17 protein-coding genes and 2 tRNA genes are annotated in these 15,297 nt (G+C 63.2%); 11 read left to right on the forward strand and 8 right to left on the reverse strand.

Going from position 1 to position 15,297, the window contains the following annotated elements:
- The first annotated feature begins 178 nt into the window (after positions 1–178).
- A complete protein-coding gene (locus HWX03_RS10125; RefSeq protein ID WP_175871167.1) occupies positions 179–868 on the forward strand; it encodes a hypothetical protein in 690 nt (229 codons plus the stop codon).
- A 422-nt stretch (positions 869–1,290) separates the two neighbouring features.
- On the forward strand, positions 1,291–1,635 hold the full coding sequence (locus HWX03_RS10130; protein WP_175871168.1) for a hypothetical protein: 345 nt from the start codon (positions 1,291–1,293) through the stop codon (positions 1,633–1,635).
- Positions 1,636–1,747: 112 nt separating this feature from the next.
- Here the strand turns inward: HWX03_RS10130 and HWX03_RS10135 are convergent.
- Positions 1,748–1,824 (reverse strand) — tRNA-Arg (locus tag HWX03_RS10135).
- 184 nt (positions 1,825–2,008) lie between these two features.
- Entirely contained in the window at positions 2,009–2,839 is an 831-nt protein-coding gene (locus tag HWX03_RS10140; protein WP_174386450.1) for an undecaprenyl-diphosphate phosphatase, read from the reverse strand.
- Positions 2,840–3,318: 479 nt separating this feature from the next.
- Here HWX03_RS10140 and HWX03_RS10145 point away from each other — a divergent pair, with 479 nt between their 5' ends.
- From HWX03_RS10145 to HWX03_RS10165, 5 genes are all read left to right on the forward strand, one after another.
- Entirely contained in the window at positions 3,319–4,230 is a 912-nt protein-coding gene (locus tag HWX03_RS10145; protein ID WP_175871169.1) for an aldose epimerase, read from the forward strand.
- Positions 4,231–4,361: 131 nt separating this feature from the next.
- Positions 4,362–5,063, forward strand: a complete 702-nt coding sequence (locus tag HWX03_RS10150; protein WP_175871170.1) for a peptidoglycan DD-metalloendopeptidase family protein — start codon at positions 4,362–4,364, stop codon at positions 5,061–5,063.
- A gap of 367 nt (positions 5,064–5,430) precedes the next feature.
- Positions 5,431–7,050, forward strand: a complete 1,620-nt coding sequence (locus HWX03_RS10155; protein WP_175871171.1) for an acyl-CoA synthetase — start codon at positions 5,431–5,433, stop codon at positions 7,048–7,050.
- 72 nt (positions 7,051–7,122) lie between these two features.
- Positions 7,123–7,446, forward strand: coding sequence for a DUF2288 domain-containing protein (locus HWX03_RS10160; protein ID WP_174386446.1), 324 nt, complete (start codon positions 7,123–7,125; stop codon positions 7,444–7,446).
- A 10-nt stretch (positions 7,447–7,456) separates the two neighbouring features.
- Positions 7,457–8,836: an MATE family efflux transporter gene (locus HWX03_RS10165; RefSeq protein ID WP_175871172.1), complete on the forward strand. Its 1,380-nt coding sequence runs from the start codon at positions 7,457–7,459 to the stop codon at positions 8,834–8,836.
- Between the two features lie 19 nt (positions 8,837–8,855).
- Here HWX03_RS10165 and HWX03_RS10170 read toward each other — a convergent pair whose 3' ends face one another.
- Positions 8,856–9,032, reverse strand: a complete 177-nt coding sequence (locus tag HWX03_RS10170; protein WP_175820124.1) for a hypothetical protein — start codon at positions 9,030–9,032, stop codon at positions 8,856–8,858.
- A gap of 136 nt (positions 9,033–9,168) precedes the next feature.
- Between HWX03_RS10170 and HWX03_RS10175 the strand changes: the two genes are divergently transcribed.
- Positions 9,169–9,339: a hypothetical protein gene (locus HWX03_RS10175; RefSeq protein WP_174433383.1), complete on the forward strand. Its 171-nt coding sequence runs from the start codon at positions 9,169–9,171 to the stop codon at positions 9,337–9,339.
- A gap of 204 nt (positions 9,340–9,543) precedes the next feature.
- On the opposite strand, the gene HWX03_RS10180 is transcribed toward HWX03_RS10175, so the two are convergent.
- Together HWX03_RS10180 and sixA are read right to left on the reverse strand one after the other, a co-directional pair.
- Positions 9,544–10,350: a GNAT family N-acyltransferase gene (locus HWX03_RS10180; RefSeq protein WP_175820125.1), complete on the reverse strand. Its 807-nt coding sequence runs from the start codon at positions 10,348–10,350 to the stop codon at positions 9,544–9,546.
- Between the two features lie 170 nt (positions 10,351–10,520).
- Positions 10,521–10,982: a phosphohistidine phosphatase SixA gene (gene sixA, locus HWX03_RS10185; protein WP_175871173.1), complete on the reverse strand. Its 462-nt coding sequence runs from the start codon at positions 10,980–10,982 to the stop codon at positions 10,521–10,523.
- A gap of 161 nt (positions 10,983–11,143) precedes the next feature.
- On the opposite strand from sixA, the gene HWX03_RS10190 reads away from it, so the two are divergent.
- Positions 11,144–11,220: transfer RNA gene (locus HWX03_RS10190), tRNA-Pro, on the forward strand.
- A 186-nt stretch (positions 11,221–11,406) separates the two neighbouring features.
- On the opposite strand, the gene HWX03_RS10195 is transcribed toward HWX03_RS10190, so the two are convergent.
- Entirely contained in the window at positions 11,407–11,544 is a 138-nt protein-coding gene (locus tag HWX03_RS10195; protein ID WP_175871174.1) for a hypothetical protein, read from the reverse strand.
- Between the two features lie 102 nt (positions 11,545–11,646).
- Here HWX03_RS10195 and HWX03_RS10200 point away from each other — a divergent pair, with 102 nt between their 5' ends.
- Complete coding sequence (locus HWX03_RS10200; RefSeq protein ID WP_208456801.1) at positions 11,647–12,234, forward strand: NAD(P)-dependent alcohol dehydrogenase; 588 nt, start codon at positions 11,647–11,649, stop codon at positions 12,232–12,234.
- An 86-nt stretch (positions 12,235–12,320) separates the two neighbouring features.
- On the opposite strand, the gene HWX03_RS10205 is transcribed toward HWX03_RS10200, so the two are convergent.
- Entirely contained in the window at positions 12,321–13,664 is a 1,344-nt protein-coding gene (locus tag HWX03_RS10205) for an MFS transporter (RefSeq protein WP_244132624.1), read from the reverse strand.
- Positions 13,665–13,699: 35 nt separating this feature from the next.
- Positions 13,700–14,194 (reverse strand): MaoC family dehydratase, encoded by a 495-nt coding sequence (locus tag HWX03_RS10210; protein WP_175820130.1) that lies wholly within the window; start codon positions 14,192–14,194, stop codon positions 13,700–13,702.
- Positions 14,195–14,370: 176 nt separating this feature from the next.
- On the opposite strand from HWX03_RS10210, the gene HWX03_RS10215 reads away from it, so the two are divergent.
- Positions 14,371–15,273 (forward strand): LysR family transcriptional regulator, encoded by a 903-nt coding sequence (locus tag HWX03_RS10215; RefSeq protein WP_175871175.1) that lies wholly within the window; start codon positions 14,371–14,373, stop codon positions 15,271–15,273.
- Positions 15,274–15,297: the final 24 nt, after the last annotated feature.

A 15,297-nucleotide genomic window follows, 5' to 3' on the forward strand; every position in this document is an offset into this window, starting at 1 on the left:
CCACTTCAAAGATACGTCATCGTTCGATCCAAGCGCGCCGATTGTCTTTGTCACGGACCCCGAGCCGCCGAAGGACTAACGAGCTTGAACGTAGGCGGCCCGCCTTAACTCGGTCTACGGGCTGACCGGTGCAAACAAGGCCGGAACTATCCAATCTATAAAATAAGGAATACAAAATATGAATGCAGCGATTCTTTCGAAACTCACCCCCGCAGAGCAAATTGGATTTGCTATCGCAAAGTCGCTCCCGAGCGATGTTCGCAAAGCTCGATTCCCGGTTGTAGCTAAAGCACTCGACCTTATCGATACACACGAAAAGAAAACCGAGACGTACCGGGGGGCGGGGAAGCTGGCTGACCAGCCGCCGCTCCGCAACCTGGAAATTATTGAGGCTGTCTACGAAGGGAGAAAGACCGTCCGAACCGCGAAGGCGCTGCGCACTGCCGTTGCATTTGCGGACGGGGGTGCAATTTCGAAATGGGTTGCGGAGGGCGGCGAGGTCAAGTCAGTAGTTGCACCTCTCGGGAACACGACCCCGAACCTCGTCTATCCGCCTCAAGCACAGGGTGTTACGTCGCTCGTGCCGGTCGTAACCAAACCGCTCGTAACGATGCTTGCTGAACTCGGCGCGCCGCAATTGCCTCCGGAGGTGCGTGTGTTGACTCAGGCTGCGTTGCTGGCTGCCTCGGAAGTCGCAGAGGGGCAACCATACCCGGCCGCCGCACCGGGTGCTGATTTTGTGCTCAACGGTACTCGCAAGTTTGGTTTGATTCTCACCATATGCAGGGCATCGGCTTCCATCGTGGTTCGTCTTGCGGATCGGCTTGCGTGCGCTCGGCGGGAGAATTTCCACGCGGGGTACTGCTAATGCTGCTCGTTGGTCCCTCATTCGTAGCTCCGTAAAGTAGTTCGAAAGAGGGACTAAAGGTAATCCCTCCATTGAACTACCCTTGTTTGGGTAGTTTCTACGGTTGCTTGCGTTTTATCAGCCGGGTGTGATTGCCCTTCCCCGGCCGAGGGCCACTGTTTCAGACCCCGCGCAACCTGCTGCACTCTTCCCTTTCTGCTATCCCGGCCCAAGGCAAGCTTTCCTTGAGGAGGTTCTGACGGGCAAGGGGCACCCGGACGGTTACGCCGTCACTCGTGTTACACCAAAGCTTAAGTACAGCATGGAACGGAGTATGCATCAGAGCTTAAGTACAGCACAAGCAGAAAATAAAGGGCCTGACCATGGCTCACTTTTCGACCATGCTATAATGCTTCAGCACACCAAGCGCGGAGGGTCGTCATATGAAGAAGACGCAGGCACAAATTGAATCCGACAAGAAGATTGCCGGCATGTTGTCGGACAGTCAGGACCGCGCGCGAAAACTTACAGAAATTCTGAAGGCCCACGTTAAGTCGGACCCCATCCGCAACGGTGTCAAGACAGGTCAAGAAACTGTATCGATGCAAGTCCGCGTGCTCAAGTCTCAGGCAGACATGCTGAAGGCTGCATCATTCGTTGAGGGACGCCCCGCTACCGCCATTCTTCGCGATTTATTGGACATGTACTTCGAGGCAAAGAAGAACGACCCCGACGAAAGCGAGCGGGAAAGGTTCCTGAAGGCAATCGAAGCTCATTCACGCGGTTGAACCCCAACCTAGCGGCTAGAATCCATTCACACTCCATTCACACCAAAGTACGAATAGAGTCTGATTAACCGTAGTCGCTCGCACGAATAAGTGATTGATTCAGAAGGAATTCTGGCCCGCCCTACACGATTCGAACGTGTGACCTACGGCTTAGAAGGCCGTTGCTCTATCCAACTGAGCTAAGGGCGGTCGGGGAGAAAAGACACGGCCTGACACGGGACCGCATTCGGCATCGGGCTTTTGAGCAACGAGCGGCAGCCACACCGCCCACAACCACTCAAAGCCCCGAAACAAAAACGGGCCCGGCAAGGAGCCGAGCCCGAAATTATACCCGATCATCGCGCCGGATCACGCGAGAGCGGCCCCCGCGGCATCAGACCGGCTGCGGATGCAGCATGAACCAGCCGAGGCAGAACACGCCGGCGATCACGCAATACACGCCGAACGATGCAAGCCGGCCGCGCCCTTCGAAATAGCGCATCAGGAACCGCACGCTCAGGTACGCGGCGATCGCCGTCAGCACGCCGCCGAGCAGCGCATCGGCGAGCTGGTCGCGCGCATGGAACAGCTTCGGCAGTTCGAGCACGCCCGCGGCAAAGATGATCGGCGTGCCGAGCAGGAACGAGAATTCCGCCGCCTTCTCCGCCGTCAGCCCGGCCGCGTTGCCGGCGATCATCGTCAGCCCGCTGCGCGAGAAGCCCGGAATCAGCGCGCCGATCTGCGCGAGGCCCACGAAGAACGCCTGCTTGAACGTCATCTTCTCGGGCGGCTGGTGCGCGCGGCTGCGCTGGATGCGATCGCCGAGCCACAGCAACACGCCGTTGACGATCAGCGCGATCGCGACGATCCGCAGATCGTGAAACACGCGCTCGATGCGCTTCTCGAGCAGCAGCCCGACGATGCCGGTCGGGATCGTGCCGATGATCAGCGCCCACATCAGGTGCCCGTCGTCGTTCTTGCGGCCGCCGAGCTGCGCGAAGAAGCCGCCGATCAGCGCGATCCAGCGCGCGCGGAAGTACCACAGCAGCGCCACCGCGGTGCCGAGGTGGAGCGCGACGAGGAATGGCAGCAGTTGCGGCGCGTGCTTGTCGATGTGCATGCCGAACAGCGCCGGCACGAGCAGCGTATGGCCGAGGCTGCTGACGGGGAAGAGTTCGGTGACGCCCTGCAGGACGCTCAGGAATACCAGAAACCAGAGGCTCACGCGTCGGTCCTTTTAGTGAAGATTAAGCGGGAAGGAAGGCGGACGACGCGATGCGCGTCCTGAAAAACGCGCCCCGATTATGCCGAGCCCGGATTACTGCGCCAAGGCATTTGGCAGGATATTGCGGCAATGCACACAAACGCTTGCAACTTGTAAGCACTCAGAAAGCAAAAAGCCCGCCATTTGCATGGCGGGCTTGTCGACTTCGGCAGAAATTGCCGTCAGCGGCCGAGCTGATAGAAAAATAATACCGTGCTACCGGTAAACATGCCGAACAGTGCGATTCCCATTGCCATTGCCAGATCCATGGCCCCCTCCACGAAGTGTCATGACCCGGCAACATCACCGGTTTAGATGCATTATCCAGACCGTCGACAGTGTTAAAAACTCGCAATTTCCCGAGAAGGGTTTTCCCCGATCGGCCGCGGCCCGATAATGGAACGCACGTTGCTCCCGTCACCCGCCCAACCCGATTCGCCATGCCGATCTTCCAGCAACACGACATTCACGAACTTCACGCCGGCCCGTCGCTCGTCCGGGTCGCCCCGCCATTCGGCGGCCGCCTGCTGTCCTGGCACGTCGATGGCGAACCGGTGATCTTCTGGCCGGAAACCGCCGACTGGAGCAACCTCGCCCGCGTGCGCGGCGGCAATCCGCTGCTGTTCCCGTTCCTCGGCCGCCACCGCGTCGACGGTGAAATCGGTCGCTGGCGCGACGCCGCCGGCGTGGTTCGCGATCTGCCGATGCACGGTTTCGCGCGCGATCTGCCGTTCGACGCGCACCCGTCGGCCGACGGCGCCGCGCTGACGATGACGCTCGACGCGAACGACGCGCTGCGCGCGAGCTACCCGTTCGATTTCCGGTTCGAAACGACCTACCGGGTGGCCGACGCGCATACGCTGGAAGTCGCGCTGACGACGACCAATCGCGGCGACACGCCGCTGCCCTATTACGCCGGCCACCATTTCTATTTCGCGCTGCCGCACGGCGAGCGCGCCGATACCCTCCTCGAGCTGCCGCCGACGCACCGTTGCCAGCAGCGCGCGGACGGTTCGATCAGCCCGCTCGAACCGGGCGAAGCCCGTTACCGCCTCGACGATCCGGACATCCTCGACCGCTTCCACTGCCTCGACGGCGAGCCGTCCGCGCCGGTGCGCATCGTGATGCCGGGCCGCCGCCGCACGATCGAGATCGCGCTGGACGTGCCGGGCTCGATCCCGTGGTACGCGGTCACGACGTGGACCGAAAAACTGGATTCGGACTTCTATTGCGTCGAGCCATGGCTCGGCCTGCCCGATGCGATCCACAACGGCCTCGGGCTGCGCATGCTCGCACCGGGCGCGACCGAAACGGCCGCGCTGCGGATCCGCGTCGCCCCGCTCGCCGGCTGATTCGGCCCGCATCGAACCGGGGCGCGGCGGCCCGCCAGCGACCGAAACTGCGGTGCACGGGTCGAACCCGTTAAAATCGGACGTTTTGTGTTGCCTGCCGCGTCACGCGCGGCAGGGTCTTGCGAGGTTCAATGTTCGGAACAACAACGAAGCGACTCTTCGCAGCCGCCTGCGCCGCCCTGCTCGTCGCGTGCGGCTCCGCGCCCGTCGGCCCCGGGTTCTATCGCGTCGAGCGTGGCGACACGCTTTACAAGATCGCGCGCGACAACCGCACGTCGGTACAGAGCATCGTGCGCTGGAACCAGATGACGAACCCCGATGCGATCGAAGTCGGCCAGGTGCTGCGCGTCGCGCCGTCGCCCGGCACGGCCACCGCATCGACGCCGTCGACCACCGGCACCGGCAGCGCCGGCCGCGCGCGCCCGGCCCCTTCCGCGCCGGTCGAATCGGCCGTGAAGCCGGCCACGAGCATTGCGCTGATCTGGCCGGCGGCCGGCAACGTGGTGCGCACGTTCGACGGCTCGAAATCGAAGGGCATCGACATCGCGAATTCGCCGGGCACGCCGGTGATCGCGGCCGCGCCGGGTGTCGTGGTTTATGCCGGTAACGGGCTGCGCGGCTACGGCAACCTGATCATCCTGAAGCACAACGCCGATTATCTGACCGCCTACGCGCACAACCGCGCGTTGCTGGTGAAGGAAGGCCAGTCGGTCACGCAAGGGCAATCGATCGCCGAGATGGGCAACAGCGACAGCGATCGTGTCGCGCTGCATTTCGAGCTGCGCTATGGCGGCCGCTCGATCGATCCGTCACGCTACCTGCCGGCGCGCTAAGCGCACGACAGACGGCACGCGACGCCGGCGCGCATCGCGTGCCGTCGTGGCGAAAACGGAAAAAATCGAGTCAGCGCTTGCGCAGACGTCCGGTGAAACGGCCGGACAACGGATCGACATGACGAGCAAACGCCACCAGCACACCGATTCCGATCAGGCTGAACCCCGCAGCTATCAGAAGCAAATCCATGGTCACACCACTGTTTTGTCTTGATCTTATGCGTCATTGTGGAATCGTGCACTGAGCCGTGGCTATTGGACGAGTCCGAACATTCCCTATCAACACACACCATTGTGGATTCGTCTGCGTGAAATCCTGATGTAAGCCGTTCACCCGACGCCATGCCCACACCCGGGAGACCATGCGATGCTGCCCGCCGCCGACCGCTACGATCACCTCCTCTCCCGCTTCCGCTGGGACATTCCGGCGCGCTACAACATCGGCGTGGACGTCTGCGACAAATGGGCCGACGGCAGCGGGCGCCTCGCGCTGATCCACGAAACGGCGCAAGGCGACGTCTCCCGCATCACGTTCGACGACCTGAAGAATGCTTCTAACCGGCTCGCGAACAGCTTTACGCGCGCCGGCCTGCGGCGCGGCGACCGGGTCGGCATCTTTCTCGCGCAGGGCCCCGAAACGGCGATCGCCCATCTCGCCGCGTACAAGTTCGGCGCGATCGCGGTGCCGCTCTTCACGCTGTTCGGCGTCGATGCCCTCGAGTACCGGCTCGCGAACAGCGAGGCCGCCGCGCTCGTCACCGACGCGGCCGGCTACGCGAAGATCGCGCCGCTGCGCGCACGACTGCCGGCGCTGCATACCGTCTACTGCATCGGCGACGATGCGCCCGACGCGCCGGGCGTGCTGCGCTACGACGCGGCGCTTGCCGCCGAAGCGCCGGATTTCGTGCCGGCCGATACGGCCGCCGACGATCCGGCCGTGATCATCTATACGTCCGGCACGACGGGCAAGCCGAAAGGCGCGCTGCACGCGCATCGCGTGCTGCTCGGCCACCTGCCGGGCGTCGAGATGTCGCAGCAGTGCTTCCCGCGCGACGCACGCCTGTTCTGGACGCCCGCCGACTGGGCATGGATCGGCGGGCTGCTCGACGTGCTGCTGCCGTCATGGCATCACGGCGTGCCGGTGCTCGCGCGCCGCTTCGAGAAATTCGACGGCGATGCGGCGTTCGCGCTGATGGCGCGGCACGGCGTCACCCACGCGTTCCTGCCGCCCACCGCGCTGAAGCTGATGCGCGCCGTCGCGGCGCCGCGCGAGCGCTACGCGCTGTCGCTGAAATCGGTCGCGAGCGGCGGCGAATCGCTCGGCACCGAACTGACGGCGTGGGGCCGCGACGCGCTCGGCGTGACGATCAACGAGTTCTACGGGCAAACCGAGTGCAACATGGTGCTGTCGTCGTGCGCGGCGCTGTTCGATGCGCAGCCCGGCGCGATCGGCAAGGCCGTGCCCGGTCATACGGTCACGATCGTCGATGCGGACGGCACGCCGCTACCGCCCGGCGTCGAAGGCCGCATCGCGGTGCGCCGCCCCGATCCGGTGATGTTTCTCGAATACTGGCGCAACCCCGGCGCGACGCGCGACAAGTTCGCGGGCGACTACCTGCTCACCGGCGATACAGGCACGATCGACGCCGACGGTTTCGTGCGCTTCGTCGGCCGCGACGACGACGTGATCACGAGCGCCGGCTACCGGATCGGCCCGGGTCCGATCGAGGACTGCCTGCTCACGCATCCGGCGGTGCGGATGGCGGCCGTCGTCGGCGTGCCCGACGCGACGCGCACCGAGATCGTCAAGGCGTTCGTGGTGCTGAACCCCGGCCACGTCGGCGACGCTGCGCTCGTCGGCGCGCTGCAGGAACACGTGCGCACGCGGCTCGCCGCGCACGAGTATCCGCGCGCGATCGCGTTCGTCGACAGCCTGCCGATGACCGCCACCGGCAAGATAGTGCGCCGCGCGCTGCGCGACGCGTGAGCGCCCCGCCCCCGCTCGGCCCGCCCGGCCGGATAGTTTATAGTGGCGCCACGCAGCCTTTCCAAGAAACCGATGTCCTCTGATCAACACGCCGCCGCGGGCGCGTCGCACAGCCCGCTCTACGCCAAACTCCTCGGCGAAACCGCCAAGATCGACTGGTGCGATCTCGAACGCTTCTTCGCGCAGGGCAAGCTGCTGTCGGTTGCGCGCGACCTCGATCTCGTCAGCGTCGCGGAAGCGGTCGCCAGCGACGATGCCGAACAGGTCACGCGCTGGCTGTCGTCCGGCCTCGTCGCGCGCATGCCGGCCGAGACCGCCGCCGACTACGCGGCGCGCAATCCGGAGCTGTGGGCGGTCGTCGTCTCGCCGTGGGTCTGCGTGCAGGAACGCGCCTGACGCGTCCGCCATGTCCGAATCCGCCTTACCGCACGGGGCCGGCGGCGCGTCTACCGCCGTCACGCATCGGCGCGTCCTCGCGCTCGCGTTCCCGATCGTCGTTGCGAACCTGACCCAGCCGATCCTCGGCGCCGTCGACACGGCCGTCGCCGGCCACCTCGACGGGGCGCAATATCTCGGCGGCGTCGCGCTCGGCGGGCTGTTCTTCAATTTCGTGTTCTGGGGCTTCGGCTTCCTGCGGATGGGGACGACCGGCCTCGTCGCGCAGGCACATGGCGCCGGCGACGCCATCGGGATCCGCCTGAACCTGCTGCGCGCGCTGATCGTCGCGTTCGCGCTCGGCGCCGTGGTGCTTGCATTGCAGGTGCCGCTGCTGTCGCTCGCGCTGTCCGCGCTCGGCGGCAGCGATGCCGTCCACGCGACGGCGCTCGCCTACAGCCACGCCCGGATCTGGAGCGCCCCGTTCGCGCTCGCGAACTACGTGGTGCTCGGCTACCTGCTCGGCGTGCAGCGCGTCCGGCTCGCGCTCGTCGCGCAGGTGTTCATCAACGCGGTGAACATCGGCGCCGTGCTGCTCTATGTGTACGGTTTCGGCTGGGGCATCGCCGGCATCGGCGCCGCGACCGCCACTGCGGACGCATGCGGCTTCGCGCTCGGCGCGTGGGTGCTGTGGCGGCTGCGGCCGCGCGGCCTTGCACCGCTCGCCGTACGCGCGCTTGCCGACCGCGTCGCGCTCAAGCGGCTGATCGTGCTCAATCGCGACATCTTCCTGCGCACGCTGTGCCTGCTCGGCGCCTTCGGGTGGTTCGCGCATCTCGGCGCGAAACAAGGCGACGCAACGCTCGCCGCGAATGCGCTGCTGCTGAATTTCCAGACCTTCATGGCGTATGGCCTCGACGGTTTCGCGCATGCGGCCGAGGCGCTCGTCGGCGCGGCGGCCGGCGCGCGCGACCGCCGCACATTCGGGCAAGCCGTGCGCGTCACACTGTTCTGGTCGGCACTCGGCGCGCTGCTGTTCGCGCTCGTTTACTGGGCGGCGGGCGGCTGGATCGTCGCGCGCCTGACCGACCAGGCCGAGATCCGCGCCGTCGCGTTGCGTTACCTGCCGTGGGCCGCGATCTCGCCAATCGTGTCGGTCTGGGGCTTCCTGCTCGACGGCGTGTTCATCGGCGCGACGCAGACGCAATCGCTGATGCGCGCGATGGTCGTATCGTTGTCGATCTTCATCGTGGCCACGCTCGCCGCAGTCGGCACGTTCGGCAATCACGGCCTCTGGTTCGCGCTGCTGCTGTTCATGGCGGCGCGCGGCGCGACGCTCGTGCGCTACCTGCCTGCGCTGTTGCGGCGCATTGGCACCGACCCGCAGGCCGCGTCCGCGGCCCGCACGTGACAGCGGGCCCGAGCGACCGTTACTGCACGGGTTTCGGCGACGGCGCGTCGAGCATCGACGGCGGCGTCATGTCGGTCGGCACGCCGCGATAGTCGGCCGGATCTTCCGGCGGGTGGCCGCGGCGCGCCTGGCGAGGATCGCTGGTGCAGGCGGCAAGAAGGGATGCGGCCAGCACGGCCAGCATGAAACGGGTCATCAGGTAAGGCTCCGGAAAACGGCGCGCCCATCGCACGCCGGGACCGCGCCGAGTCTAGCGGAAATCCGGTTTCAGGGTTGCGCCGCGCATGTCCTACTATGTACGCATGGCGCTGTGCCGTTGAAAGGAGGCTGCCATGTCGTCTGAGGAAATTGCGGGCCTGATCGGCCTGGTCATCGGCCTGATGGTGCTGGTCGCACTGTCGTACTTCGAGTCGCGCGAATACAAGCGCAACCACGAAGGCGAAGGGATGATCCACCACTGGATGGCGGAACACCACCTGCTCGACTGGCGGCGCAAGCACTGAGCGCGTCGCGGTCGTCCGGCCCTCCCCGGGCCGTCGCGAACGTGCCGCCTCGCGGCACGGCGATAGTTGCGTATCGCTGAAATTATCAGGGCCTGATACGTCACACCTGAACCGGATATACGAACGCCGTCGCGCGGCAGCTACCGCGCGACGGCGTTGGCTTGCGCGCGTCGCACCCGGTGGGCGCGACGCGATGCGGACCGCTTAGCCCAGGAAGTGGCGGGCGTAGCGCACGTTGATGTCCGACAGGCGGAACAGCGTCAGGAAATCCGCGCAGTTGAAGTCGGGATCCCAGGCCGGCGCGCCGCAAATCTTCGCACCGAGACGCAGGTAGCCCTTGATCAGCGGCGGCGGCGCGACGACGGTGCCCGTCTGCAGTTCGTCGACCGGCAGCGCCGTGTGCGGAAACGCGCGATACTCGGGCGCCGTCAGCGAGCCTGCCGACAGCGACTGGTACAGGTTCGCCGCGTAGTGGCCGCCGTCGGCCATCGATACGCTCGCGCAGCCGAGCATCGTCTCGTAGCCGTTCTGCATCATGTACGCGCCGAGGCCGCCCCACAGCGCCATGATGACGGCGCCGCTGCGGTAGTCGCTGTGCACGCACGAGCGGCCGACCTCGACCATCTTGCCGCGCAGGTGCGTGAGCCGCGACAGGTCGAATTCGCCTTCGGCGTACAGGCGGCCGACACGCGCCGCCTGGTGCGGCGGCAGCACGCGGTACGTGCCGACGACTTTCAGCGTGTCGAGATCGCGGACCAGCAGGTGGTCGCAATACGCGTCGAACGGATCGACGTCGAGACCGGAAGGGCCGCTGACCTGCGCGCCCATCTCTTCGGCGAACACGCTGTAGCGCAGGCGCTGGGCTTCGCGCAATTCGTCTTCCGTACGCGCCCATGCGGCGCGCAGGCGATACTCCGATGTGACGGTTTCACTGGCGCGCGGCAGGTGGCGCCGCGACGTGTCGAGGGGCAGCGAGGCAAAAGGGAGCGTAGGCGTCGGCAGTTCTCGCATTAGGCTTTCCTGGTCGTAAGGAATAGGGCGACATGCCCGCCAATGTAGTAATCGGCCGTGACCGTTATGTGGCACGACCGTGTCCTTTCAATGACGTGTCGCCGAATTGACTTTAGCAGAAAGCTCGCGAAACCGTATGATCAATCCCTACAAACCCATTCAGGTGGGCTTCACACCAGTTCGGGCGTCAGTACCGCCCGCAGCACGGCCTGCCGGCTACCGTCGCGCGTGCGGCTCGCCAGCCATACGATTCCGCCCTTCTTGATGCTCCAGCTGTCGTCGCCGCCGGCGATCAGTTGCGCGGCAACGCTGCCGAGCGTCGGTTGGTGGCCGACGATCACGACCGTCGGCGCGACGCCTTCCGGCCAGCCGGCCGCCGCCAGCACGTCGTCGACGCTACCGCCCGGGGCGAGCGCGTCGATGGTGCGGTACTGGTCGGTCAGCGCCTCGACGGTCTGTACGGTGCGCGCCGCCGGGCTCGCGAGGATCACGGCATTCGTCTCGAGCCGGCCGCGCAGCCATTTGGCCATCGCCTGCGCGTCCTTGCGGCCGCGGACGGTCAACTGGCGCGCGAGATCGCTCGTCGCGTAGTCTTCGGCTTCGGCGTGACGCCACAGGATCAGGTTCATCATGATGTTCTCCTTGCTTCGGCGAGCGGTCGCGCGCGTGTGCGTGCGGACCGGCCGATCATCACGGGAATTGTCGCAAATCGTGGCCGGCTCGCGGCCGCGGCATTTACCCGCATATCTTGATTGACCGAATCGGCCATTCGACGTTATTATCTTTGGCTCGTCGGAGCGTAGCGCAGCCTGGTAGCGCATCTGATTTGGGATCAGAGGGTCGTAGGTTCGAATCCTATCGCTCCGACCAAAGGAATCAAGGGGTTACATGCCAAAAGCGTGTAACCCCTTTTTCCGTTCCTGGCTCCATGTAACCGCTATGTCACCCGGTTCAGTCTGGATCAATCCATGTTGATCCATCTCGACTGCGTCAACTTCACGTCTGGCGACAAAAGAAGCTCCCGAACTGCACCAGCCTAGTTGAATCGTTCGCTACTCAAAACTCGGTATTGTCCGAAAGCGCGTCGGCGAGCGCATCGATGGCAAGACGGACGCGCTGCGGCAGGTGGGGCGATTGAGGCCAGAGCGCGTAGGTCTCGATGACCAGATTAGGCTGGTCGGCGAGAACCGGCACTAGCGCGCCAGCGCGTACCTGATCGCGTACCAGTATGTTGCCTTCCCGGAGGATTGGTTCGTTGCCGCGCCGAAGTCTCTCGACGACGCGTCAGCGAGCACTTTGCCCTGCGCGGGTCTCACCGCCTGGTTCGCGCTGGTCGAGCGCGGCGGCCTCCATGCCGGGCAGACCGTCCTGATCGAAGGTACCGGCGGCGTCTCGCTGTTCGGTCTGCAGATCGCCAAGGCGCACGGCGCTGAGGTGGTCATCACGTCCGGCAGTGAAGACAAGCTCGCGCGCGCCAAGGCACTGGGTGCTGATCACGGCATCAACCGCAATGCGGAAGATTGGGTCGAGGCCGTCTGGCGGCTCACCGGCGACCGCGGCGTCGATCATGTCCTGGAGGTGGTTGGCGGCGCGCATCTCGGCAAGGCGGTCCAGGCAGTGGCGATACACGGCCATATCGCAATGGCCGGAACGCTCGACGGGTTCGAGGTCTCGGCCTTGGCCCACCCTCTGCTGCTCAAATCCCCAACCATCCAGGGGATCGGCGTCGGCCATCGCCGGGCGCTGGAGGATCTGGTCGCCGCAGTCGACCGGACCGGTCTCATACCCGTGATCGACAAAAAATACACCCTTGAGGAGCTTCCGGCGGCGCTCGATCACCTCGATCGCGGTACCTTCGGCAAGATCGTCCTCGAACTCAACTGAGCGAAGATAAACGGGATAATAGGGCATCAGTGGTCAATGTGACCCTGGCTCAGGGTCACTTCAAAGTCATTGCCGAACTTCACTCATCACGGAAGCTGCCGGCGGAATGCGAAAACAACGATGAGACCCGTTGTAACCTGGATGATCGAAACCACATAGAGTCCGGTCACCATACTGCCCGTCAAGTCCTTCAGAACCCCGAGCATCCATGAAGACAGCAGGCCGGAAATCTGCCCTAGGCTGCTGATGATGGCGATGCCGATGGCCGCCGTACTCTTTGAGAGATAGGTCGGCGGAATCGACCAGAAGACCGAGAACGCGCCATACTGCCCGATACTGACGAAGGTGAGGAAGACAATGGCCGGCAACCAACTGCTATGGAAAGCCGCGAGCAACAACGAGCCGATGGCAGTAATCGACACGGTTGCCATGAAGTGCCAGCGTCGCTCCTGCATGCGATCTGACCGACGTCCCACCGTAATCATGGAAATCGCGCCTGCGACGTTCGGGATGACTGTCAGAAGGCCAATGACGAGAGGACTGCTAATGCCGGACTGCCTGATGATGGCAGGCCCCCAGAAGTTAAGCACGCTCAGTGCCCAGGGGCTGAAGAAGTAAGCGAGCGACAGGAGATAAATACGGGGGTCACGCAGTAGTTTGGCGAACACGGCTCTGGTGCCATGCATGTGCTGCTTGCCAGCTTGCTCGTGGTTCAGCAGTTCGCGAAGGTAGTGCTTCTCGTTTTGATTTAACCAGCGCGCGTCTTCAGGACTATCGTCCAGATAGAAAAATGCTGCCACGCCCATCACCAACGCAGGCAATCCTTCGATGAGGAACATCCACTGCCATGACTTGAGGAGATACTCGTCTCCAAAAAACTGCATGATGCCGCCCGATAGCGGGCCACCGACAATACCGGCCACACAAAGGCTAACCATCAGCATCGAAGTCGCACCTGCCCGACGGCTCGCCGGAAACCAGTAGCTGAGGTAAAGAATCAGGCCGGGGAAGAAGCCAGCTTCGGCGGCACCCAGAAGAATACGCACGATGTAGAACTGCGTCGGCGTGCTCACAAATGCTGTACTGGCCGACACAATGCCCCACACAACCATGATGCGCAACAGAGCGGCTCGAGCGCCGAGCTTCTCGAGCAACATGTTGCTCGGCACCTCGAAAATGACGTACCCAAGATAGAAAATGCCGGCACCAAGACCATACGAAGCATCGGTGAGTCCGACATCGGCCTTGAACCTTAGATAAGCGAAGCTGACGTTCGAACGGTCGATGTAGCACAGTACGTAGGCGAGCAGCAGAAACGGTATTAGGCGGAGCGCGATCTTTCGGAAAAGCGCTGCCTCGTCAACTAAGACGACTCCTCTCGCTTCAAGGCGCGAGTCTTCCGCACCGTCACTGATGGTGGCTTGATTCAAGCTTGTCTCCTGGATATGGTCTTGAGCGAGAGGGCTCAGTTGTTCTTGGTAGGATGCTTGCGGAGCAGATAGCGCTGCATCCCCTCAAGTACCTTTTCGCCGCGTTGATTCACCACGGTCGACGACATTGTCAGAACGCCAGTTGTGCGTTGTTCGAGCAGTTCGCTGACTTCGAGCGCGCTGTAGAGTGTGTCGCCCATGAAGACCGGCTTCAGAAACTTGCTGTTCTGTTCGATAAATCCCATCAGAGAATGCTCGATCATGTGCGGAAAGAGACCAGCGCCGGCTGCAGTCTGAATGACGACCTGGAATCCATGTGCCAGCATCCCGGGCATGCCGCGGGCGCGACAATACTCCACGTCGTAGTGAACCGGATGGTTGTCGCCGCTGGCAAGTTGGAATGCCGCGAAAAGGGCATCGGTTAGTGTGCGCGATGGAAGTGCGAACCGCTCTCCGACTCGAAAGTCTTCGAAAAATCGCTGCTCCGCTAGATAATACGTTTGTGGGCTGATGTTTTCGTGTGTCTCCATCGCGTCCGAGAGTATCTAAGGGTTGGGAGAGAACCGCGCGAACTTGGCTGCAACCGACGGCTCGTACGGATGGTGGAGTATAGAAAGCGCGTTCGCGCAGGCGATAGTCGAATGTTTCGAAAGGTGCCTTCGTATCTGTCTAACGCTGCGTCCCGCAGTCACAAGAGGAAGACGAAATGAGATACGAACTGACGGACCTGAAGCTGTTCCTCGCCGTGGCGGAGTCAGAAAGCCTGTCTGCAGGCGCCTCTGTCATACATATCTCAGCACCATCGGCAAGCTATCGATTGAAAAATCTGGAACAGGCCATCGGCGCGGATTTGTTTATACGGAGTCCGAAAGGAATGTCTCTGACCCCTGCAGGACGGGTTCTGCTCTCGCATGTTCGGACCGTCCTGTCGGCTATTCAGCACATGCAGGGCGATGTCGCGAAATTCGGCAACGGCGTAAAAGGCCACATCAAGATGGTGGCAAACAGCTCATGCATGGAAGGTCTCACCTCGGCGCTTAGCCGTTACCTTGGCACCCATCCGAACATCAACGTCGAGTTGGAAGAGCGACTAAGCGCAGACATAGTGCGGGCCGTTGCAGACAAGAGCGCAGACATTGGTCTTCTCGCTGGCGACGTGATGACCGACAAGCTTTCCTCCATGGGGTATGGAGAAGATGAGCTCATCCTGGTCACGCCGGTACCCCATGTCCTCAGCTCGCGTTCGCGACTTTCTTTCGAAGAGGCTCTGGATGCCGACTTCATCACGCTGAGCAAGCGCAGCAGCAACACTCAGTTCCTTACCCAAATGGCCGACCGCCTTGGACGCAGCCTGAAGGTCCGGGTCAACGTCCATAGTTTTCCTGTGGTGTTGCGCCTCGTTGAAGAGAATGTCGGCGTCTCCATCGTGCCTCGAAGTGTCGCCGTGCGCGCCATTCAGGCAGGGCGAGTCGCCGGCATACAACTGACCGAGGCGTGGGCGAAGCGCAAGCAGAGTGTGATTGCAATTGACTTCGATGCTCTGCCGGAATTCGTTCGGGAGTTTGTTGAATATCTCAAGGAACCACGACAAGGAGACGCTGCGGATTAGACAGCGTCTAACGCATTGTTCGAA

It is taken from the genome of Burkholderia sp. BCC0397 (assembly GCF_902832865.1).
Classification (GTDB): domain Bacteria; phylum Pseudomonadota; class Gammaproteobacteria; order Burkholderiales; family Burkholderiaceae; genus Burkholderia.